Source organism: Novosphingobium sp. 11B (genome assembly GCF_054589055.1).
Genome location: NZ_BAAILP010000195.1, coordinates 52,042 through 71,479 on the forward strand (window position 1 = coordinate 52,042; position 19,438 = coordinate 71,479).

The 19,438-nt window shown below is 58.5% G+C and carries 24 protein-coding genes and 3 tRNA genes; 13 read left to right on the forward strand and 14 right to left on the reverse strand.

The genetic code is table 11. From position 1 onward, the window contains the following. The first annotated feature begins 218 nt into the window (after positions 1–218). The gene (locus ACYPYD_RS17815; protein WP_459664544.1) at positions 219–1,421 is read left to right on the forward strand and encodes a hypothetical protein; all 1,203 of its coding nucleotides are present in this window, start codon (positions 219–221) and stop codon (positions 1,419–1,421) included. Positions 1,422–1,782: 361 nt separating this feature from the next. Here the strand turns inward: ACYPYD_RS17815 and ACYPYD_RS17820 are convergent, their stop codons facing one another. Next, positions 1,783–2,271 carry a hypothetical protein gene (locus ACYPYD_RS17820; RefSeq protein WP_459664546.1) on the reverse strand — a complete coding sequence of 163 codons (489 nt, stop codon included), beginning with the start codon at positions 2,269–2,271 and terminating at the stop codon, positions 1,783–1,785. Next, positions 2,247–2,600, reverse strand: a complete 354-nt coding sequence (locus ACYPYD_RS17825) for a hypothetical protein (protein ID WP_459664547.1) — start codon at positions 2,598–2,600, stop codon at positions 2,247–2,249. The genes ACYPYD_RS17820 and ACYPYD_RS17825 overlap by 25 nt, the downstream gene beginning before the upstream one ends. 42 nt (positions 2,601–2,642) lie before the next feature. Between ACYPYD_RS17825 and ACYPYD_RS17830 the strand changes: the two genes are divergently transcribed. Then, on the forward strand, positions 2,643–2,915 hold the full coding sequence (locus ACYPYD_RS17830) for a helix-turn-helix domain-containing protein (RefSeq protein WP_459664549.1): 273 nt from the start codon (positions 2,643–2,645) through the stop codon (positions 2,913–2,915). A 13-nt stretch (positions 2,916–2,928) separates the two neighbouring features. Next, positions 2,929–3,159, forward strand: a complete 231-nt coding sequence (locus ACYPYD_RS17835; RefSeq protein WP_459664551.1) for a DUF6771 family protein — start codon at positions 2,929–2,931, stop codon at positions 3,157–3,159. A gap of 159 nt (positions 3,160–3,318) precedes the next feature. Here the strand turns inward: ACYPYD_RS17835 and ACYPYD_RS17840 are convergent, their stop codons facing one another. Both ACYPYD_RS17840 and ACYPYD_RS17845 read right to left on the reverse strand, forming a co-directional pair. Continuing rightward, positions 3,319–4,203: a hypothetical protein gene (locus tag ACYPYD_RS17840; RefSeq protein WP_459664554.1), complete on the reverse strand. Its 885-nt coding sequence runs from the start codon at positions 4,201–4,203 to the stop codon at positions 3,319–3,321. A gap of 75 nt (positions 4,204–4,278) precedes the next feature. Then, positions 4,279–4,701 carry a hypothetical protein gene (locus tag ACYPYD_RS17845; RefSeq protein ID WP_459664556.1) on the reverse strand — a complete coding sequence of 141 codons (423 nt, stop codon included), beginning with the start codon at positions 4,699–4,701 and terminating at the stop codon, positions 4,279–4,281. Positions 4,702–4,849: 148 nt separating this feature from the next. Between ACYPYD_RS17845 and ACYPYD_RS17850 the strand changes: the two genes are divergently transcribed. The 5 genes from ACYPYD_RS17850 to ACYPYD_RS17870 all read left to right on the forward strand — a co-directional run bounded on the left by ACYPYD_RS17850 (position 4,850) and on the right by ACYPYD_RS17870 (position 8,891). Then, positions 4,850–5,428, forward strand: a complete 579-nt coding sequence (locus tag ACYPYD_RS17850; protein ID WP_459664559.1) for a recombinase family protein — start codon at positions 4,850–4,852, stop codon at positions 5,426–5,428. 185 nt (positions 5,429–5,613) lie between these two features. Next, positions 5,614–6,687, forward strand: a complete 1,074-nt coding sequence (locus ACYPYD_RS17855; RefSeq protein WP_459664562.1) for a hypothetical protein — start codon at positions 5,614–5,616, stop codon at positions 6,685–6,687. A gap of 6 nt (positions 6,688–6,693) precedes the next feature. Further along, positions 6,694–7,272: a hypothetical protein gene (locus ACYPYD_RS17860; RefSeq protein WP_459664564.1), complete on the forward strand. Its 579-nt coding sequence runs from the start codon at positions 6,694–6,696 to the stop codon at positions 7,270–7,272. A 6-nt stretch (positions 7,273–7,278) separates the two neighbouring features. Beyond that, complete coding sequence (locus ACYPYD_RS17865; RefSeq protein ID WP_459664566.1) at positions 7,279–8,403, forward strand: ImmA/IrrE family metallo-endopeptidase; 1,125 nt, start codon at positions 7,279–7,281, stop codon at positions 8,401–8,403. Further along, on the forward strand, positions 8,400–8,891 hold the full coding sequence (locus ACYPYD_RS17870; RefSeq protein ID WP_459664568.1) for a hypothetical protein: 492 nt from the start codon (positions 8,400–8,402) through the stop codon (positions 8,889–8,891). The genes ACYPYD_RS17865 and ACYPYD_RS17870 overlap by 4 nt, the downstream gene beginning before the upstream one ends. A 2-nt stretch (positions 8,892–8,893) precedes the next feature. On the opposite strand, the gene ACYPYD_RS17875 is transcribed toward ACYPYD_RS17870, so the two are convergent. The 5 genes from ACYPYD_RS17875 to ACYPYD_RS17895 all read right to left on the reverse strand — a co-directional run bounded on the left by ACYPYD_RS17875 (position 8,894) and on the right by ACYPYD_RS17895 (position 12,737). Beyond that, complete coding sequence (locus ACYPYD_RS17875; RefSeq protein ID WP_459664570.1) at positions 8,894–9,217, reverse strand: hypothetical protein; 324 nt, start codon at positions 9,215–9,217, stop codon at positions 8,894–8,896. A 314-nt stretch (positions 9,218–9,531) separates the two neighbouring features. Next, positions 9,532–9,608 (reverse strand) — tRNA-Pro (locus tag ACYPYD_RS17880). A 47-nt stretch (positions 9,609–9,655) separates the two neighbouring features. Then, a tRNA-Ile gene (locus tag ACYPYD_RS17885) sits at positions 9,656–9,731 on the reverse strand. An 80-nt stretch (positions 9,732–9,811) separates the two neighbouring features. Further along, positions 9,812–10,816, reverse strand: coding sequence for a polysaccharide deacetylase family protein (locus ACYPYD_RS17890; protein ID WP_211150080.1), 1,005 nt, complete (start codon positions 10,814–10,816; stop codon positions 9,812–9,814). A gap of 37 nt (positions 10,817–10,853) precedes the next feature. Then, complete coding sequence (locus ACYPYD_RS17895) at positions 10,854–12,737, reverse strand: histidine kinase (RefSeq protein ID WP_459664572.1); 1,884 nt, start codon at positions 12,735–12,737, stop codon at positions 10,854–10,856. Between the two features lie 253 nt (positions 12,738–12,990). On the opposite strand from ACYPYD_RS17895, the gene ACYPYD_RS17900 reads away from it, so the two are divergent. Both ACYPYD_RS17900 and ACYPYD_RS17905 read left to right on the forward strand, forming a co-directional pair. Next, positions 12,991–13,455 (forward strand): Lrp/AsnC family transcriptional regulator, encoded by a 465-nt coding sequence (locus ACYPYD_RS17900; RefSeq protein ID WP_008828388.1) that lies wholly within the window; start codon positions 12,991–12,993, stop codon positions 13,453–13,455. A 10-nt stretch (positions 13,456–13,465) separates the two neighbouring features. Further along, positions 13,466–13,951 (forward strand): hypothetical protein, encoded by a 486-nt coding sequence (locus ACYPYD_RS17905; RefSeq protein ID WP_459664575.1) that lies wholly within the window; start codon positions 13,466–13,468, stop codon positions 13,949–13,951. A 170-nt stretch (positions 13,952–14,121) separates the two neighbouring features. Here the strand turns inward: ACYPYD_RS17905 and aroQ are convergent, their stop codons facing one another. The 5 genes from aroQ to ACYPYD_RS17930 form a co-directional block, all read right to left on the reverse strand. Then, positions 14,122–14,559, reverse strand: a complete 438-nt coding sequence (gene aroQ / locus ACYPYD_RS17910) for a type II 3-dehydroquinate dehydratase (protein ID WP_211150077.1) — start codon at positions 14,557–14,559, stop codon at positions 14,122–14,124. Positions 14,560–14,670: 111 nt separating this feature from the next. Beyond that, positions 14,671–15,009, reverse strand: a complete 339-nt coding sequence (locus tag ACYPYD_RS17915) for a hypothetical protein (protein ID WP_459664576.1) — start codon at positions 15,007–15,009, stop codon at positions 14,671–14,673. Between the two features lie 35 nt (positions 15,010–15,044). Beyond that, on the reverse strand, positions 15,045–15,458 hold the full coding sequence (locus ACYPYD_RS17920) for a holin family protein (protein WP_008828384.1): 414 nt from the start codon (positions 15,456–15,458) through the stop codon (positions 15,045–15,047). A gap of 86 nt (positions 15,459–15,544) precedes the next feature. Continuing rightward, the gene (locus tag ACYPYD_RS17925) at positions 15,545–15,901 is read right to left on the reverse strand and encodes a hypothetical protein (RefSeq protein WP_459664578.1); all 357 of its coding nucleotides are present in this window, start codon (positions 15,899–15,901) and stop codon (positions 15,545–15,547) included. Between the two features lie 162 nt (positions 15,902–16,063). Continuing rightward, positions 16,064–16,140, reverse strand: a tRNA-Pro gene (locus tag ACYPYD_RS17930). A gap of 281 nt (positions 16,141–16,421) precedes the next feature. Between ACYPYD_RS17930 and yajC the strand changes: the two genes are divergently transcribed. From yajC to secF, 3 genes are read left to right on the forward strand one after another with little or no spacing between them, the layout of a single operon-like run. After that, positions 16,422–16,757, forward strand: coding sequence for a preprotein translocase subunit YajC (gene yajC, locus ACYPYD_RS17935; protein WP_008828382.1), 336 nt, complete (start codon positions 16,422–16,424; stop codon positions 16,755–16,757). A gap of 36 nt (positions 16,758–16,793) precedes the next feature. Next, positions 16,794–18,404, forward strand: a complete 1,611-nt coding sequence (secD, locus tag ACYPYD_RS17940; protein ID WP_459664581.1) for a protein translocase subunit SecD — start codon at positions 16,794–16,796, stop codon at positions 18,402–18,404. A gap of 15 nt (positions 18,405–18,419) precedes the next feature. Continuing rightward, positions 18,420–19,409, forward strand: a complete 990-nt coding sequence (gene secF / locus ACYPYD_RS17945; protein ID WP_211150073.1) for a protein translocase subunit SecF — start codon at positions 18,420–18,422, stop codon at positions 19,407–19,409. The last annotated feature ends 29 nt before the right edge of the window (positions 19,410–19,438 follow it).

Here is a 19,438-nt window from a genome sequence, read left to right on the forward strand (position 1 = left end):
CGTAACGCGAAAGTGTACCACGTATACTATAATACCTATATATCAATATTATTAGAATTTCTATTGCATTTATGTCTATATTAAGTTTCAACCCCCTCATCATAGAGGCAGGGTATCTTTCTCTATTATTTATCCACACCTCTATTGAATCCTCTTCTCTAATCTCTTTTCTATTGGAAGAGGTTGCTCCTGACATGGGGCGTAGGAAGAAGCCCTCTATGCAATTCCATCAAACCTTAGGGATGATTGTAGCGGCTCTCCTAAAGGAAGCGTCTATCAGGCCAGAGGGCTATCTCTTCCGGTCTATGGGGAGAGATTCATTCAAAAATAATATCTTAACAGATAGTCCAGTTGGATACCGTCCATTCAAAGCCGCTGAAATCGGCCTTAAGAAAAGCGGATATCTAGAAGTCATCACTGGCTTCAAAGAGTCCACGAACATCCATGACAAAGGCATTGCGACGCGGTTCCGGGCGACACCAAAGCTCATCACCCTTGCCGAGCAGTACGGCATAAGGCTGTCCGATTGGGCATCGCATTTCACCATGTTGCCCAAGCCCAAGCGGGTTAGGGAGCCCATCCAACTCCGGGCTGACTCATGGACGGACAAAAAGCGGAAAAAGAACAAGGGCGGCAAAATGGACTTCGATCCATCCGATCAATCTGCTGCCCGGTATGCGAAGCAGGTCCACGATATTAACGCCTTCATGGCGGATCAGGATATCCAACCTGCCGAGTGTCATTTCGCATTCACCCGGATATTTGCCCAAGGCGATCACCCTGATTTTCGTTGGAACAAGGGCGCGCGACTCTACTCCTACGCCTTCGGTAAATCCTATCAGCAGATGCCGCATGTGGCCCGCCCTGAACGCAAGGAGTATACTGGACGGGAGGATATCACCATCAACGGCGAAAGCGTGGTGGAGGTCGATATCTCGGCAAGCTATCTGACCATCCTGCACACCTTAATGGGGGTGCCGTTGCCTGCCGATCCTTATGACATTCCCGGCGTACCGCGTAAGGTCGTCAAGATATGGGCAACTATCACCCTAGGGCATGCCGGCTTTCATAGCCGCTGGCCCGAAGCCGCAAAGCGTCGGTATACGAGTAATCATGAGAACGGACCCGCTGATCTTCAAAGGGACTATCCGTTCAGGAAGACGCAGCGGAAAATCCTGGAATCGCTAACCCTGCTGAAAGATTGGCCTTCAAATCCAATTACTTGGGCAGATTTGCAATTCCTTGAAAGCAGTGCCGTGGTGGATACGATCCATGAATTGGCAACACGCTATGGCGTCCCTGCTTTGCCTTTGCATGATGCCGTCATCGTTCCAAAATCGAAGGCAGAACTTGTACAGAGGGTTTTATCGTCCTGTTTTGAGCGGCATGTGGGGACATGCCCAACTCTGACAGTCAAATAGCCCGTATCGAGCCCGTACAGCGCTTTCTACTTATGAAAGGTGCAACGAGCCTAAGGTTGTGTAAAGTCGCTGTACGGGGCTTAGCGGACAATTTAAGCTATATTCCAGATGGGTAGGTAGATTTTCGATGCGTTGAAGAGCAAGAAAGGCTTCAAGCGCGGGATTTAATGGCTTGGGTATTCCGGTGTGAATTTCGGGAATTATGGGGCGGCGAGTGGAAGCGCAAAGATATGGCCATTAACCCATATGGCTAAGACATCCCATGCCGCACATTGACCGATCAAAACCTCTCACTGACCTCTATCTGATCTCCATCGGTCTTGTAGGTAATCACGCATCGGCAGGGGCATCCCGCCAACCCTCATTTGAGCTTTTTCGTTTCACCGAACGGGTCGGTAACCTCAAGGGATACGATAGTGTCGGTCCTCGAATTCCACTTGCAGGTGTAGCGCGAAGTAAGTTTCGCTCCCAAAGCGTTGGTGGAATCAAACTTCCTCGACATGACTCCGATATCGCCTTCCGCATGGAAGGAGCCGCCCCATTCGGGATCGAATGAGTCTTCCGATACCAAAGCGCCCTTCACCGCCAAGTCGCAAATAGCGCCTGTGTCGATTTCGTTAGGCCCACGGGATGCCTTTTCAGCCGCAGCAACTTGTTCATCTGCGACCCTTTGCAGCGCCGCTTGTTGGTTCGAGTGGATGATGTAGCCGAAAAGGAGGATTGCGCCTGCCCCAAGCGGAATTGTGCAGCCCCACTTGGCAGCGGACCCATCGTCAAACATTCGGTCCCACCAGCCTGTGTGCTTCTTGCCGCCGCTTTCCTCACTCATGATGCGGATGCCGTTCCACATACCAGCTTGCCGATGAGCTTACCGTCCTGATCGAAGTCATCGTCAACATCGCAACCGGTAGCCTGCTTGGCAGCCCGGCGCATTCGATCTCGCTGTTTGAAGCTGTAATTGGGACCAAACATGCCGCCATCTACGATTTTGACAGTGCCGTTTTCGTATCGGATGACCTTAAAGGCTTCGCCTTCGACAACGGCTTTATAGCGCTGGATAGCCTTAGGTCCGGCGATCGCAGGGGATACCCACCCGCATATCGAGAGCAATGTCGCACCAGCCGCGACAGCATTCCGTAAGCGCATATGATTCCCCCCTTGGTAAGCCACCTCTTTCATACACTTTTTGTATAAATTTCAACCCGGTCGAATAGCCTTCGGATGGAGGCGCAATCGACAGTACGGGGCGATAAGGCTCATGACCCTCGCTATCGGGAGCTATTGGCGAAGCTGAAAGCAGCGCGGAAAAGCCTTGGATTAACGCAAGAGGCCCTTGCCGCCCGGTTAAACCGACACCAGCAATTTGTGTCACGGTACGAAGGGGGGCAACGTCGCCTAGATGCCGTAGAGTTCTATGATGTAGCTGCCTTGCTTGGGCTGGACCCAACTGCGCTCCTTCAAGGCCTGACCGGCAACATAGGCATGGAGACGTAAACATCCTTGCCGTTTGTTCTTCTTTTGTTCTAGAAATGCCCTATGGCTAGAGTCGGCATCATCAAGCACATCGGAGCTTATCGCAGACCTTATCATGTCTGCGCCCGGATGGGTTCGTGTTGGCATTACGGCACCATCGCGCAGGGTGCGGTTGGAGTCCGTTTCCAGTTTAGCGGACCATGTTGCGCAAGGCATATCCCGGCAAAGGGACGCAGACCGCGACCAGCTATCTTTGCCTCTTTGACTGCCCTTTTGTCTGTCTGCTATCAAGAGCGTCCTAGCGCCTGCTGTAAGGCGAACAAGGGAGCCGGGCCTTTCAATAGAAATTCGAGGTTGGGCATGGCCCGTGCAGACCTCCGGATTTCTTGATCCTCGGCTGGAAGGCAATCGTAGAGGGCAAGCGTCATTTCGGCTTGCGAGGTGGCAGGCCCAATATCTTTCGGGCGATCCACGTTCTCCAACCAGAGGAATTCAGATTTAATGCACTCGGTTTGTCGGCCTTCGCTCGATGCTCTCGGACACCAGAACCAAAAGACATAAATCCTCTTATTTTCAAGTCCTCATCATTGCGAAGGTTTATTTCGAACAGGTGCCAGCATCCGTATATATCTTTGTATCGAAAGAGCCCCACTGTAAAAATTGCTTTTTCACCGCTTTTTAAGGCCATATAATCTTCATGGCTCAGTTCATTTGAAACTTCGTTTCTGAATTCATTGCATTTAGTAGGTCCTAGAAACTCGCCCTCTGCGTCGTCTACGTTTATTTTTACCATAGGTCGCGGCGGATTGGTTGTCGGACGGATATACGTGTTGATACTACCCCAAAAACGCAAAGCTGGGGTTTGGCCGACATTTTTGATCCCGACACGAACTACCAGTGGCTTACCCTCTTTTATTCTCCGATGTCCTCCATAACTTATCATTAGATAGGCTCTTAATTGACGCCTAGCAGTATCTCTCGCGATCCAGTTGGAATGAAATGCGAGACCGACCGCCAATACAGTACCTATGAAGCTGGCAATGCCGAGTAAACCGGCAGCGCGCGCCCATATCGCGCTGTCAGACGCCGCGTCGGCCGCCTTCCACTGCGCGCACAAATCCTTGTCACTGCCGTATCGCCGAGTACCGCAAGCCTGATCCGGGGTATCGGTACGCCTAACGTTACTAATCCGCGTCGGGGGAGCATAAGAGCCCGTTTTGTGACTCTTTGAGGCGTAAAACTCTCTATGTTGATGCCCAGCTTGACTGCTGGCATCGGCCAAGACTGCGGCAAGAAACAGCAAAAGCATTCATCCCCCTCCCTCCAAGACCGATCCAGATCGAGGCCGCGCACTTATCTTGGTTTTCGAGGATAAGAATGGCGTTCACAATAGGCGGTAGGCCTTTCGGCAAGTTTTGGGATTAAATCTTTGTAAGGCGACGTTCCGCTGCTGGTAGTCGTCAGCAACGCTCACAGGCGATCCCATCGCCATCGCCATCCATATGTACGGAATATCCGGGTTCATTGCTGTAGAGGGGGTCAAGGCCAAGCCTACGGACCTCATTGCACCCCGGAACTCATAGCCTAGCGGTAGGGCGGCAAGTGCAGCGGCGCGGGCGTCACTGCGAGCTTCGGCTTTTTCAAACGCCACAATCCCTGCGGCGATCATCACGCCAGCCGCAATGGCTATTCCTACGACCTTCGCCATGCTCATGCTGGCGATGGAAGTGGATGCCGGTGCCTGCCCTCCATGCCTATGCTGGTAATGTCGCTGCCTCCTCGGAATATGATCGTCGATATAGGTCAACGGATGCCTAATCTGCTGTTGGCTCGAAAGTTGTAAGTGATGAGCCCATCGCAAAATCCGCTTCTGGACGGCTTAGAAGATACCCTCTTGCATATATGACCTAGCTCAATAATATATCGGTATCTTATGAGCGAGTCGAAGGGGTGTTATGTCGAAGCTTGTTTATCTACGTTGCTCCACCGACAATCAGACCATCGACGCGCAACGGGCATCGCTACCGGGGCCTTTCGATAAAGAGTTTTTGGATGAAGGCGTCTCCGGCGCAATTCCAGCCGCCGACCGACCCGGATTTGCAGCGCTGCTCGCTTATGCCCGCGAGGGGGACGTGGTCCATATCGCAGCGATCGACAGGCTAGGTCGCGACGCGCTCGATATTCAATCCACCGTCCGAACCCTTATAGCGAAGGGCGTAACCGTCGAAGTCCTGGGACTTGGTGCAATCGGTAAGGGCGTTGGTGAACTGATCGTCGCCGTCCTCGCGCAGATTGCCGATATGGAGCGCAACCGGATAAGAGAGCGCTGCGATGCTGGGCGAGTAGCTGCTCGCGCTGCCCTTGCCGCAACCGGCAAGACCCATAGGGGTAAGGCCAGCCTTGGGCGACCAATGGCAAACGATGCGAAGGCTGTGGCCCTCTGGCGCGCCGAAAACAAAGCAAGCATCCAAGGGACGGCAACGCATTTCAACCTGTCGCCAGCAACGGTGAAGCGGTACTGCGCTGCTGCATAGACCTTCTTCGGATCGCAAAGGCTCATCGAAATTAGGGGCGGCGCTGAATGGCGCCGCCCCTACATTTCGTTATGGCCCCGGAAAACGGCCCGTTAACGACCCATTTCGAGACAAATTATTAGATCTTATTTTCTTTTCAATAATTGCCGTTAATTGTGTGGCGCTTGGAGAGCGCTGATATGAAAATGTCTAATAGCGACGACTGCCATATTTATCGCTTCGCCCATCCTGATGGCGGAAGACCGAAGTATTGGTGCTTGTCGCATAACTCTTCTGCTACGGCGCGGTTTGGTGGAAAGCTTGATCGCTGCGAAGGGGCTTACCGTACCATCTCTGAGATCCGGCGGTTTGCTTTGGACCCTAGCAGTTATCCGGGTGGGGTCGCTTTGTGGGGTGCTGTTGAACCAGTCTACGATTCCACTGGCGCCGCTGTTGATATGGGTGTTCACGTTCACGCGCGACGCGCACCCGGTGGAAAAAAAGAAATAGATAGAAACTATGACGCCGTGGAAGTCGTGGTTCGTAAGGATCTGCTTAGCGAAGAGGCAGTATTAATAACTAAAGAAACTGCAATTGCATTTTATATAAGCCGATTTCTAAAGCGAAAAATTGAGCATCTTTTTTGTGATAAGTGCGGCGAGCCGCATTTAGACTCTGATTGGTTTGCAGTAAAGCCCCACAAGAGGCATCTCTGTCATAGCTGCAATCAGATATTTGTTAGAGATGATAGGAGTGTTTCAAATCCCTTATCGGCAGTACAGTTTAAATTCGGTAATCCGGTCGAACGGCGCCCCCGCCGGGCGAAGAAATCTATCAGTATTGCTCAATCGGATTATCCAGGAGGATTGCAGATTTGGGCTTCTAATCCTGCATTACTTTGGACGTCGCGCCTATTTGAAGAGGAGGGGATACACGTTCATGGCTGGAAGGGACGGTTAAAAGGCAAGCCTGACTTAGATGACACTTTCGATTTGGTCGAGATTGATGGGTTGCGTTTGGACGAGGATCAATTGCGCCACTACATGGCTCAAAACACGTTGGCCTACCTTCGCAACAAGGTTCAGTCTGTGCGCTGCCCTGCATGCCATCGTGCGCAGTTTGATCGCGGCGACGCGGCATTTCGTCCGCGAAATGTGCGAACTTGTGACTGTGGGCAGACGTTTAGGGCGGAAGGTCGTCGCAAGTTGCTCGTTTCAAATCCTTTCGTTGACACTATTTCTGAGTTAAAGAAATTGCATCGATCAAAGCGAGCCGAGTGAGGGTAGATGAAGGGGTACATATATATCACAAGCACTGGGGCTGACCCTGCGCTGCGGAACAACCTGAATGATCCGATTTTTGGCGAAGATCCAAGCCTTGGGGCTTGTATGCCCAACATCCGACGTTTTGTAGAGCAAGGCGATTACATCTTTGTCGTTTCGGGTCGTACGTCGGGCGTTCAGCAATATGTGATAGGCGGTATGCAGGTTGGAGAGAAAATCTCCACTTTAGAAGCTTATACGAGATTTCCAAAAAATCGATTGCGGCTTGGCAATGATGGGCTGGTCAAAGGCAATATAATTGTCGATGCGGACGGATCGCAACACAAGCTTGATACGCATCCATCTGATACCTTTGAAAATAGAATAAAAAATTTTATTGTTGGAACTAACCCAGTTTCGCTGGAAAGTGCCAATGAAGTCGCGCTCGGAAGGAAGCAATCACTCAATAAGCTGAGTGATCTTTTTGGGAAGCAAGGTAACAGGCCGATTGATATATTTGGGCGTTGGTCCAAATTGGATTCTATGCAAGTCAATGATGTAGTTGGTTGGCTTGAAGGAATAAAATTAACTGCTGCTGGGTAGCCAAGATTGACTAATATTTCATCAGCCTTGAAATCAGTTGGCTTAAGCCCCGAGCAAATAGCTAGCCGATCTAAGCTGGCTGTAGAGCGCGTTCGCGTTTTATATTCTGGCGGGTCTGCTAAATTATCGGAAGTTCGAGCCTTGAGTGCTGGCCTTCGTTTGCCAGTTCGATATTTCTCGCCAAATATTTCTAAACGAAGCATTTCGCCTACGTCGATGCAATTCCGATCAACCAAGAGGTCAACGGTTGATTATAACCCTACCGTCGAACGAGTAACTGAATTCGTTGACGCCGCTTTGGCGATTTTACCTCCGAGAAGTAAGTTACCGGAAATATTACCCCAAAATGAATTCGAGCCGTCTGCTCACAGAGCCAAGTTGCTTGCAGAGCAATTTCGGATGAATTTTGGATTGGATAGCGCCTCACCGCTGGAAGATTTGTTTTCAAAAGTGGGGAGTATTGATGGCGTTATTATATCTTTGCTAAAAGATTCGCGTTTTGAAGGCGTTTCTTTGATTTCCGGGAACTATCTTTTCATATTTGTATCTCCTCGTTTTAAAGCAAGAATGCTTTTTACCTTAGCTCATGAATTAGGACATTGCATTGCCGGGCAGGTAAAAGAAGGGGAAGCATTAATTGAGGGTGCGTCTGAGATAGGTAACTATAAGAAATCGGGTCGTAATGAGCGCTTCGTCGATCTGATTGCTGGCAGCATTCTTGTCCCGGAAGAAGGAATTTTGCGATTTCTTGGATACGTACGATCGCAGTACGAAATTGATAGCGCTGCACCTCTCGGCGATATCGAGATTTTGCTACTCGCTAGATTTTTTGGTGTCAGTTTCGATGTGGCAGCAAAGCGTTGCGAAGATCTGGAGTTGTTGCCCAGCGGAGGGGCTTTTTCTCTCGCTGACGAGTTGCGCAAACGTCACGGATCGCCCGAGAAAAGAGCAAATGAGCTTGGTTTGCCGCCACGAGTGGATCCTGATTTTCAGTTCACCAGTCGCTGGCTAGCCGAGGCGATTATTGCAGCGCTTGATGAAGGATCTATCTCCGCAGGCTGGGCTGCTGATCGCTTAGGCATTTCAATATCTGAAATGATTGCAAGTCATCAAATGAGACGTTTGAAATGAATGTCTTATTGGATGCATGCTCGATCATTAACTTGAGTAACGCAAATTGCCTTGCGCTGGTTGCGTCATTATCGAACTACAGGCTGTCGGTATCGCCAGCAGTGGTTGGTGAATGTAATTCTGGCGCTGCGACAGAGATAATCGATCTTCATTCGCAAGGGCTCATAGACTTCATTGATGAAGATTTAGTCCCTCTTGATCGTTTCTTCGAGTTATCAGAAGAATTCTCCTTAGGCAGCGGAGAGACAGAATGCATGGCTCTCGCAGAGCTTGGGGACGAATTGATTTGCTGCGACGACAGGAAAGCAAGGCAATGCGCAGCCCACCTATTAGGCGATCATAGACTAATGGGAAGTCTTCGGCTTTTGAAGTTCGGAGTGGGGGAAGGATTATTTTCAGCCGAAGCAGCAGTTACTTTCTACGAAAGTATGATTTCTGCAGGTGGATTTTTGCCAGTTATCGATATCTCATATTTCACGGATCACTGACATTACAGACCATGTGACCGCTTAAATTCTTGCTTGTTTCTGATTTTTGTTCGCATCTCTTGGGTGTCGATGCGATTGAATTCGGTCGTTACTGCCCATTCAAGATCTATTGCCGTTTCGCCACATAGCGCAGCTAAGGTGACTAGAACGCCGCCGACCTCTTGCGAAGGCTCGCCCACAGGCCGACTGTAAACGTAATCAGATACGCGGGCAACGTCCGCCTTACCTACGCCGACGGCTTGAGCGAGTTCAACCGCTTCTTCTAAAAAACGAACGGTCCGCTCCCGGACATCGCCTGTCGCAGCGTTCCCAAAAACCTCATTCATCCAACCTGCGATTCGCGACTGGAAATGTTGAAAGGTCAACTCTTCAGCGGACCCTACCGGTATGACAACGGAGGAGTGAGATGAGAGCATAGAGGGGCCTTAATCTGATTCGAACTATCGAGCGAAAACGATAGCGCCTTTATGGGGCTGTGGGGATACCGGCAACCTCACCTGATGGCTTGCAGCATGTTTATGCTGAGCCTTTTGCTCGGTGTTATCCACAGGAAGTGTCGCTTCCGAATGCTACGTTATGCTGCTACGTCCGCATTAATTGCGACCGCCTAAATCGTTGATAAATCACAATATTAAGAGAATGGTCGGGGAGACAGGATTCGAACCTGCGACATCTTGCTCCCAAAGCAAGCGCGCTACCGGGCTGCGCCACTCCCCGACCTGGGGTTGTCGATGCTGCTGCCCGCGAAGGCAGCAACCGGCGAATGGTGGGCCCGGCAGGATTCGAACCCGCGACCTAGCCGTTATGAGCGGCCAGCTCTAACCGCTGAGCTACAGGCCCCCGTGCCGGACCCGGCCCCATCGACGATGGCCGGATGCCATGCCCGTTAGCTTGGCAATCGGCATGACGCAAGCGGGGTTCTACCCGTGTTGCACGCTCTTCATGATTTCATGCACACTTGTCGGCTTCACACCGCGCCGGGCGAGGTGGGTGAACAGGGTGCGCCACCAGTCGTAAAGACCGTCGAGGTCCGCTTCGCTGCGCACGTAAGGCGTGTGGCCGGTCGCCAGCGATGGGCTGTGGAAGGAGAAGACCAGCACCGGCAGCCCTTCGTCGATGGCGATGTCGACGCCGCGCAGGGCTTCTTCGGCGGTGATTCCCTCGGGCGTGAGGGGGATGCGTTCGAGCAGTCCCGTCCGCGCGAGGACGCCGCGCATCGTCGGTGCGCGCCACAAGTGCGGATAGATGACGTTGCCCACTTGCCGCAGTGGCCCCCAGTATACGGTGGTCAAGGGCAGCTCGAGAAGCTGGCGCGCTTCGTCGGTCCAGTAGGGGTGGAGCGGGTGCTCGCGGTAATTGGGGCCGCCGGTGCCGCTATAATCGAACCGCGCCCGCACCGAGGTGTCGACGGCGATGCCGCATTCCAGCAGGATTTCCGCCGTGCGCGGGCCAAGTCCGTAGCGTCCGGCGCGGTAGATGCGCGGGGGCGTGCCGAAGGCGCTTTCTATGCGGTCGCGCAAGGTGAGCAGCTTCTCGCGTTCCAGTTCGAACGGGAGGTTGCCTGCGTAGCTGTTGAGTTCGTTGACGTCCTCGACGAAGGGCGGGCTGACCCAGGGGTGAAGCTGCACGCCCACTTCGGCGCGCCCGGCGGAGACGGCATCGCCGATCGCTTCGGGGGCACAGGCCGAATCGGCGACCGGCCAGTCGATGAGGTAGGACGGGACGACGCCGAAACCCTCGCAGAACTGTTGGAACTTGCGGAGCGCCGGGACCGTGACGACGCTGTGCGCCTCGCGGTCGAGCGGGGCCGACCAGTCGAATTCTTCCTCGGTATCGACGGTGACGATGAAGCGCTGGCCGAATTCCGGGCGGAAGGTGGCATGGGCCTGCTTGCCGGGGGGCTGCAGAAGGTTCGGGGCTGGCAAGGAATTTTTTCCCTCTGCGGGTCGCATCCACACGGGATTACTGCGAAAAAGTTGCCGAAATGCTATCGTTTGCGTCCATGCCGGTCGATGCGGAGCCGGTCAAGGCAGGCAGCGACAGATGGAGGCTGTTTGCGATGCGCTGCAGCGCGCCGCCTGCAGCAGCGGCCTCTGCTGCAGCGAGGCGCAAGGTGAAGCCGATCCCGAACATGCCCGCCGCCAGCGACTGGCCACGCTCGCTGGCGACCGGATCGAAGAGGGCCTCGGGATCCCGCTCGGCAAGGATGGCGGGAAGCTGGACGGCCAGTTCGATGATCGCGCCCTGGGCGGCGGGTCGGCGGCTCCAGCGCAGTTCGAGCGTTTCGCCCGGCGCCGTCGATCCGGCGAGGGCGGCGAACAGGCGCCAGACCAGCCGTTCGACCTCCGGCCGGGCGATGCGCAGCGGCAGGGTGGTGGCGGACGGGTCGGCGAGCATCGAGAAGCCGCTGCCGCGCGGCTCGGTCCAGGCGCGCAGGCGCACGATGGTCTGCGCGAGGACGCGGGCGAGATCGCACTCGCCGTCTTCCAGCGGCATCGCGCCCGATTCGAGCTTCACCAGCCGGTCCAGTTCCTCGAACCCGGCGAGGATGTGCGCGCAGTCGCCGGCGATGGCGGCGGCCAGCGCGCGGTATTCGTGCGGGGCAGGGCCGTAAAGCTGCTGCTGGATGATCTCGGCGGCGACCTGAATCGCGTTGGCGGGGGTGCGCAACTCGTGCAGCACCTCGCGCATGCGGTCGGCCTCGGCATGCGGGGCTGTCGGCACGGCGGCGACCTCGACAGGCGTGGCAAGGCGGCGCAGGCGGCCGCAATATCCGGCGAAGCGGCCATGGTCGAACCGGGGGGCGGCGTCGACTTGCCAGAGCCCGCTCACGGCCGGGGCGCCGGTGACGACGATGCGGGCGGCGCGCAGCGGCAGGTGCTGCAGCATGGCCCGGGCGACCGGCTGCGCTTGCGGATCGTGCGTGCCGAGGGCAAGGCCGACCACCGAAGACGCGTAAGGGCCGTCAGCCCAGTCGATGCGACCTTCGACGCCGGTGGTGAAGTCGATGGCGGCGGCCAGGCGATGCGGGGCGGGCGCAGCGGTATCGCCGAGCGGCAGGCGCGGCGAATCGGCCTGCGCTTCGGGCGGTCCCTTGGCCTCGCGTGCCTTGCGGAATTCCTCGATGCGGCGAACGATCGCGCCGATCCCCGCGTCGCGTTGGCCAGGGGAGGGGCCGGAAGCAGGGTCGGCCGCGACCTTGTGCTGCAGGTCCTTGTGCTGCTGCGCCGCGCGGGCGCGCGCCCATTCGCTGAGCGACGTCGGCGGCGGCGGGTCGTCTGCCATGTCGAGCAGTTCGAGCACGTCATCCGACATGTCCTGGTCGATGGCGATGTCACCGGTGGGACGCTGGAAGCGGACCGGTATCTCGGGCAGCGGGTCTTCGGGGAGCGGGTCGGCGGGGCCTGCGGGAAGCCCGCGGTCGTGCACGCCAAGCTGTTCCAATAGCGCCTCGACGCGCGGCGACAGATCTCGGCGGTGGCGCAGGATGCCGCGCGCGCGCACCGGCAGGCGCGGGATCAGCGCGAGCCATGCGGCGTCGTCTAGATGAGCGGCTGCAATCCCGGCGCAGGCGACGTCGGGTTCGGCCTCGGCCAGCCAGGTCAACAGGCGCGGATTGGCCATCGGCTGCAGGGGCTGGCGCAGCAACCGCGCGCGATCCGCAGCGGGGATTTCGCGGCCGAGCTGGCCCAGCCGGGCATAGGCCGCCTCCACCATCTCGCCCGTCTCCTGCGAATCAGTCGCACGTCCGAGAATGTCGATGAGCTGCCTGAACTGGATCCGCGCGAGACTGTCCCCCGAGGACGGGAGGCGCAGGACCGTGGCAAGGCGATCGTCGAAATGCATTCCATCTCCAGACGCGAAAGGCGCGCCTCGGGTTACGTGGCAGATTCGGTCCTATGCCCGCGTGATGTTTACCATAAGGAAAACACCGGGTCGCTTTTTCGTAGCAAAGTGCGTCGGGATCGAAAGAGCCGAGTTTCGGCCGTTGCAAAGCGGGACGATTACGCTATGGGCTAATAATATTACGGCGCGCTCGCATTTTCGATGTAGATGTTGCAACAAGGCGAAGCGAGAGGCGTGTGCCTGGGGAATTTGAATGATCAATCTCGATGAAATCGACCGTCGCCTGCTGGCGGAATTGCAGGCGGAAGGTCGCATCACCAATGTCGAACTCGCCCAGCGCGTGGGCCTGACCGCGCCGCCGTGCCTGCGCCGCGTGCGCAGCCTCGAGGAAGCGGGCGTGATCCAGGGCTATCATGCCGATCTCGACGCGTCGAAGCTGGGCTTCACGATCACCGTCTTCGCGCTGGTCAGCCTCAAGAGCCAGGCCGAGGAATCGCTGCGCGCCTTCGAGGACCACATGAAGGGCCTGCCCGAAGTGCGCGAGTGCCACATGCTCAACGGCGAGATCGACTTCATCCTGAAGATCGTCAGCCGCGATCTGCAGAGCTTCCAGGAATTCCTCACCAGCAAGCTGACGCCCGCGCCCAACGTGGACAGCGTCAAGACCTCGCTGACGATCCGCACCGCCAAGAGCATCCCGGGCGTTCCGCTGGGCTGAGGTTGGAGCGATGCGCGTGACGGGACGGTCGAAGCGTACGCCGCTGCTGGTAGCGGCGGTGGCGTTGCTGGTGGCGGCGAACGCCTGGTGGTTCTGGCCGCGCGGCGATGCGCAGAATACAGCGGCTTTCCAACTCGCCGACAGCAGCGACTACGGGCGAGGTTCAGTAGCGGCAGGCATCACGCGTGCGGACATTGACGCCGCGCCGTTCTATGACGCCGCTGCCGACCGCTGGTTGGTGCAGGGCAAGCCGATTGCCGATCTTCACGGGCATATGTTGCCAGCAGAACCGCGCGGCAAGCGTCCGGGTTTCGTCATCGCGGGATTGGCGCAGCAGGCGACCACCGAGGATGTGCGCAAGGCGCTCCTCAATCTTACCGGGCAGGGTATCTGCCTTGTTGCGCTGCCCGATGCGATCGATCCGCTGGGCGTGTCGGTGCACCGGATCGTTGCGGTTCGCGATGGCCGGGGGGAATTGCGTCACTGCAAGGGGTGACGTACCGAAGTCGCCTTCATAGCGCCCTCATCCCAGCGAAGGCTGGGACCGCTCTCGTCAGAGCGTGCGCTATCTGCAAGACCCCCGCAAAATCCGCGCTGCCCTGCCGATAGGGCGTAACATGGTCATAGCGGCCCCAGCCTTCGCTGGGATGACGATCGTGCTGCCGCTCAAAGCCCCGCGGCAGCCTCCAGCGCCAGCATGTAGCTCTGTGCGCCGAACCCGGCGATCGTGCCCTTCGCCGCCATGCCGACCCATGACGTGTGCCGGAAGTCCTCGCGCGTGTGCGGGTTGGACAGGTGGACCTCGATCACCGGCGCGGTGATAGAACGGATCGCGTCGAGCAGCGCCACCGATGTATGCGTATAGGCCCCGGCGTTCAGCAGCACCGCGTGGGCGCCCGCGTCCTCGGCCTCGTGCAGCCAGTCGACGAGGTCGCCTTCGTGGTTGGACTGGAAGAGCAGGACACTGATGCCCAGCGTCTTGCCGCGTTCTTCCAGCATCGCGCCGATGTCGTCGAGGGTCTGCGATCCGTAGATCGCCGGTTCGCGCTTGCCCAGCCGGTTGAGGTTGGGACCGTTGAGCACGTAGACCAGCTTTTCCGTCATGGACTTGAATACCTTCCGCCAAAGCAGCGCGAGTTGTGGGACGCGAGGTTTAGCGGGCCGGGCGCAGGGTGCAAGCTGGACGGCGGCGAAGTGTCATTCGACCTTGGCGTGTCATTCAACCTTGCCGATGCCGGGATCGGGCGCGGCGAGCGCGCTGCCGATGCTGGGCGCCGAGGGTGGCGGCGCTGCGGGCGGCGGCGGGGAATTGCCCGGTCCGTCGTCCTTTTTCGGGGCCTGTTCGATTGCGGGGGCATCGCCGCCGTAGAACGCCGCGAGCTTCGCCTCGCGCTCGGCCTTGGCGCGGGCCTTGGCTGCTGCGGCCGCGTCCTCGGCGGTGCTCTCGGTCGGGGCAGGTGCGGGAGGCTGGCTGCAGCCCGCCAGCGAAAAAAGCCCGGCAAGGCCAATCAAGGCTTTGCCGAGCGGACGGTGAAGGATGGAGCGCACGATCATGCGCGCAGGATAGCGCGAAAGCGTTAGCGTTTCGCTTACCGGTCGGAGCCCTTGGTCTTGCCCCACTGGCGCATCGCCGAGTAGCCGAGATAGCCGGTGCCGAAGAGCGCATAGAGCGGCTCCGGAATCCCCGCGAGGTAGCCGTTCATCCCGGCGCCGATGGCCTTGGCCAATCCCGGGTTGAACGCCGCGACCACGCCCATCGGCAAGGCCCAGAGGATCACGAGGTACATCACGTAGAGAAAGCTCGGCCGCGCGCGGCTGGTCCAGGGGTCGGCGCTGTTCGCCTCGGCGACGATGGCCGAAAGGCTGGCCTGCAGCATTTCGAGTTCCTGGGTGTTCTCGAGCTTCAGCAGTTCCAGCTTGGCCCGGTCGCGCGCCTCGGGGTCGGGGACGACCTTGTCGATGATGCGGGTAACGGGGCCGAGCAGCGAATCGAGGAGGGCCATGGCAGGATCCTTTGCGAAAGTGACCCGCTTTCAAATGACCATATCGGTTCGTGTAGGAAAATGAATTCTCGCGCGCGGCCGCTGGGTTAGCGCCGCTGCGCAGGCTGGCACATCGAACCGGCTTCTTTCGCCAGCGCGAAATCTCCGGCCCTGAGCGCCGCCTTGCGCGCATCCGCGCACTTGCCGTCAGCGATCAGCGCACCGACTTCCTCGCGCAGACCCTGTTCCTGACGAACCGCCTCGCGCTCCTCGTTCTTGTCGCGCAGGCGCTCGACTTCCTGAAAGCCCGAGTATCGCTGTTGGGCTGGATTGTCGCCCATGGTCCGGCTGGTCGTGCACGACGCGACATTGCCGAGGCGATAGCACGACGCGGTCTGCGCCATCGCAGGATAGGTCGCGAAGGTGGCCAGCCCGAAGGCAGCGACTGCAAGTGAGAGCTTCATGTTCACCCCGACATGTCAGACCATGGAAGGTGCCCGGGATGGCTGCGCAAGGCTATCTGGTCAAGTACGGGGAGCCGATGACGGCTAATGTCATGGCCCGATCATCGTCGCCGGAACGAAAAACGCCGTCTCCCGCATGAAGCAGGAGACGGCGTTTTTGATTGGTCGGGACGAGAGGATTCGAACCTCCGACCCCCACACCCCCAGTGTGATGCGCTACCAGGCTGCGCTACGTCCCGACCGGAGCGCGGCCTATAGGCAGGTCTTTCGGGATGCGCAAGCGCCTCCGGCATAGTTTTTCATCGCGTTGTCCACTCGCTTGAACGAAGGCGTGCGCGCCCTATCTGGCCCAGAGACAGTGGGGGAGGCGCGGGAAGCCCGCGTTGCCAGCGCTTCGCTTTATTGCTAACCGCCCGCATCCGCCTGCGCGCAGGCTGCGGATCATACCGTCATGCGCGTCAGGCCCGGTCGGCACACGATTCGCCGTCCGACACGCGACACGAGAAGGCCCATCATTTCCATGCAGACCTCGATCCTCGCCCAGCTTGCCGCAGCCGCCCCCGCCGGTGCGCCGCCGGCCTGGATGACTTACCTGCCGTTCGTGGCGATGGCCGCGATCTTCTGGTTCCTCATCCTGCGCCCGCAGATGAAGCAGCAGAAGGAGCAGAAGAACAAGCTCGCGGCGCTCAAGAAGGGTGACGAGGTGCTGACCGGTGGCGGCCTGATCGGCAAGATCGTCAAGGTCGACGACAACTACGCCGAAATCGAACTGGCGCAGGGCGTGAAGGTCAAGGCGCTCAAGTCCACGATCGTCGACGTGATCCCACCCGCAGGCTCGAAGCCCGCGAACGACTGAACCGACCGGACGCTCCTTTGGGAAAGCGATTAGGCGATGCTTGAATTCTCGATCTTCAAGAAGGTCTGGTACTGGGGGATAGCGGCGGTGCTCTGCCTGCTGTCCGTACCCACGCTGCTGACCTTCACCAATATCCACCTGCCCGCAGGCGTGCCCGCGCCCAAGGTCAACCTCGGCCTCGATCTTGCGGGCGGCTCGCGCCTGCTGCTGGAAGCCGACCGCAATCAAGTCGTCCAGCAACGCCTGCAGGGCATGGAGGAATCGGTCCGCACCAAGCTGGGCGCGGCCGAGCCCGCCATCGGCATCGGCGACGTATCGAGCCGGGGCGGCCGCCTGACCTTCACCGTGCGCGACACGTCGCAGGTGGACGCCGCGCGCGAGGCACTGCTGCCGCTGACCAATGGTGCGGGCCTGACCGGCCAGCGCGACTGGGACATCTCGGTCGTCAACGGCAACCAGTTCGTGCTGGCGCCGACTTCGGCGGGCATCGACCTCGAAGTCAGCAATGCGATGGAAACCGCCGTCGAGGTCGTCCGCAAGCGTATCGACGCGCTGGGCACCAAGGAGCCGGACATCCGCCGCCTCGGCGGCACCCGCATCGACGTGCAGGTGCCCGGTCTGCAGGATCCGGCAGCGCTCAAGGCGCTGCTCGGCCAGACCGCCAAGCTCGAATTCAAGATGGTGGACGAGACCGCATCGTCCGCCGACCTCGCACAGGGCATCGCGCCTCCGGGCGACGAGATCGCGCCTTATGCAGAGGGCATGGCTGAAGGGCCGAGCCCGGTCATCGCGGTCAAGCGCCTCGGCGGCATCACCGGCGACCAGCTGACGAACGCCAAGCAGGGCTTCGACCAGCAGAACAACCGCGCGGTGGTGAACATCACCTTCAACCAGCAGGGCGGCGAGAAGTTCGCGGCGCTGACCAGCGCCAACGTCGGCAAGCGCTTCGCCATCATCCTCGACGGCAAGGTGCTCTCGGCGCCCTCGATCAACGAGGCGATCCTGGGCGGCAGCGCGCAGATCTCGGGCAGCTTCACCACGAAGTCGGCCACTCAGCTGGCGATCGCGCTGCGTTCGGGCGCACTGCCGGTGGACCTCAAGGTCGTCGAGGAACGCACCGTCGGTCCCGATCTCGGCGCCGAGGCGATCCACAAGGGCGCCGTCGCGATGGGCGTCGGCACGCTGGCGCTCGTGCTCTTCATCATCCTGACTTACGGCCGCTTCGGCATCTATGCCTGCATCTGCGCCCTTGCGATCAACATCCTGATGATTCTGGGCGTGATGGCGGTGTTCGGCACCACGCTGACGCTGCCGGGCATCGCCGGCTTCGTGCTGACGCTGGGCGCGGCGGTGGACGCCAACGTGCTCATCAACGAACGCATCCGCGAGGAACGGTCCAAGGGCCGCCGCGTGGTCCAGTCGGTGGAACTGGGCTACAAGGAAGCGAGCCGCGCGATCTTCGACGCCAACATCACCAACTCGATCGCGGCGCTGCTGATGTTCGCGTTCGGCTCGGGTCCGGTGCGCGGCTTCGCGGTCGTGCTGATGATCGGTATCGTCACCTCGGTATTCACTGCCGTGACCCTGACCCGCATGTGGGTTGCCGGATGGCTGCGCAAGGCGCGCCCTTCGGACCTCAACCTGTAAGCGCGGAGAGAGACAATGAAGCTCCTCAAGCTCATTCCCGACAACACCAACATCCACTTCCTCAAGTGGCAGTGGCCGTTCTTCATCAGCAACATCGTGCTGATGGTCGCCTCGGTGGTGCTGCTGTTCACCCATGGGTTGAATCTGGGCGTCGACTTCGTCGGCGGCCAGATGATCCGCGTGACCTTCGAGCGCAGCGCGGTCGCGCCGGTGGACGCGCTGACCAAGACCGTCGACAAGCTCGGCTACGGCGAGCCGGTCGTGCAGAACTTCGGCAAGCCCAACGAAGTCTCGCTGCGCATGCGCCTGCCCGAGGGCACCGAAGCGCAGCCGCAGTTGGCCGACGCGATGGCGCAGAAGATCACCACCACGGTCAAGCAGGCATTCCCGGATGCGCGCATCGACGGCGTCGATTCGGTCTCGGGCAAGGTCTCGGGCGAACTGCTCAAGACCGGCGTGCTGGCGCTGAGCCTGGCGATGCTGTGCATCTCGATCTACATCTGGGTGCGTTTCGAATGGCAGTTCGCCGCAGGGGCCTTGTTCGCGCTGATCCAGGACATTCTGCTGACCGTGGGCATGTTCTCGCTGACGCAGATGGAGTTCGACCTCAACATCGTCGCCGCCCTGCTGACGCTGCTGGGCTACTCGCTGAACGACAAGATCGTGGTCTACGACCGCATCCGTGAGAACCTCAAGAAGCACCGCCGCATGCCGATGGCCGAACTGCTCGACCTTTCGGTGAACGAGACGCTGTCGCGCACGGTCGTGACCTCGCTGTCGATCCTGATCATGCTGGTGGCGCTGCTGCTGCTGGGTCCGGACGTGATCTTCGGCTTCACCGCCGCGATCACGCTGGGCATCTTCATCGGTACGTACAGCTCGATCTTCATGTCCGCGCCGATCCTGATCTGGCTGGGCGTGAAGTCGGACAGCTTCGTGCAGACCGAGTCAGCGATCGACCGTCAGGAGCGTCTGGCCCGCGAGCGCGGTCAGCCGCAGCCCTGATCTTCCTCGGCGGCTAGAGAAAAAGGCCC

Excerpts from the sequence above, each read along its gene's own strand:
- ACYPYD_RS17815 (WP_459664544.1), top strand. The coding sequence starts at position 219 with ATGCAATTCCATCAAACCTTAGGGATGATTGTAGCGGCTCTCCTAAAG.
- ACYPYD_RS17820 (WP_459664546.1), bottom strand. The coding sequence starts at position 2,271 with ATGTGGAACGGCATCCGCATCATGAGTGAGGAAAGCGGCGGCAAGAAG.
- ACYPYD_RS17825 (WP_459664547.1), bottom strand. The coding sequence starts at position 2,600 with ATGAAAGAGGTGGCTTACCAAGGGGGGAATCATATGCGCTTACGGAAT.
- ACYPYD_RS17830 (WP_459664549.1), top strand. The coding sequence starts at position 2,643 with ATGGAGGCGCAATCGACAGTACGGGGCGATAAGGCTCATGACCCTCGC.
- ACYPYD_RS17840 (WP_459664554.1), bottom strand. The coding sequence starts at position 4,203 with ATGCTTTTGCTGTTTCTTGCCGCAGTCTTGGCCGATGCCAGCAGTCAA.
- ACYPYD_RS17850 (WP_459664559.1), top strand. The coding sequence starts at position 4,850 with ATGTCGAAGCTTGTTTATCTACGTTGCTCCACCGACAATCAGACCATC.
- ACYPYD_RS17855 (WP_459664562.1), top strand. The coding sequence starts at position 5,614 with ATGTCTAATAGCGACGACTGCCATATTTATCGCTTCGCCCATCCTGAT.
- ACYPYD_RS17860 (WP_459664564.1), top strand. The coding sequence starts at position 6,694 with ATGAAGGGGTACATATATATCACAAGCACTGGGGCTGACCCTGCGCTG.
- ACYPYD_RS17870 (WP_459664568.1), top strand. The coding sequence starts at position 8,400 with ATGAATGTCTTATTGGATGCATGCTCGATCATTAACTTGAGTAACGCA.
- ACYPYD_RS17875 (WP_459664570.1), bottom strand. The coding sequence starts at position 9,217 with ATGAATGAGGTTTTTGGGAACGCTGCGACAGGCGATGTCCGGGAGCGG.
- ACYPYD_RS17895 (WP_459664572.1), bottom strand. The coding sequence starts at position 12,737 with ATGCATTTCGACGATCGCCTTGCCACGGTCCTGCGCCTCCCGTCCTCG.
- ACYPYD_RS17900 (WP_008828388.1), top strand. The coding sequence starts at position 12,991 with ATGATCAATCTCGATGAAATCGACCGTCGCCTGCTGGCGGAATTGCAG.
- ACYPYD_RS17905 (WP_459664575.1), top strand. The coding sequence starts at position 13,466 with ATGCGCGTGACGGGACGGTCGAAGCGTACGCCGCTGCTGGTAGCGGCG.
- aroQ (WP_211150077.1), bottom strand. The coding sequence starts at position 14,559 with ATGACGGAAAAGCTGGTCTACGTGCTCAACGGTCCCAACCTCAACCGG.
- ACYPYD_RS17915 (WP_459664576.1), bottom strand. The coding sequence starts at position 15,009 with ATGATCGTGCGCTCCATCCTTCACCGTCCGCTCGGCAAAGCCTTGATT.
- ACYPYD_RS17920 (WP_008828384.1), bottom strand. The coding sequence starts at position 15,458 with ATGGCCCTCCTCGATTCGCTGCTCGGCCCCGTTACCCGCATCATCGAC.
- ACYPYD_RS17925 (WP_459664578.1), bottom strand. The coding sequence starts at position 15,901 with ATGAAGCTCTCACTTGCAGTCGCTGCCTTCGGGCTGGCCACCTTCGCG.
- yajC (WP_008828382.1), top strand. The coding sequence starts at position 16,422 with ATGCAGACCTCGATCCTCGCCCAGCTTGCCGCAGCCGCCCCCGCCGGT.
- secD (WP_459664581.1), top strand. The coding sequence starts at position 16,794 with ATGCTTGAATTCTCGATCTTCAAGAAGGTCTGGTACTGGGGGATAGCG.
- secF (WP_211150073.1), top strand. The coding sequence starts at position 18,420 with ATGAAGCTCCTCAAGCTCATTCCCGACAACACCAACATCCACTTCCTC.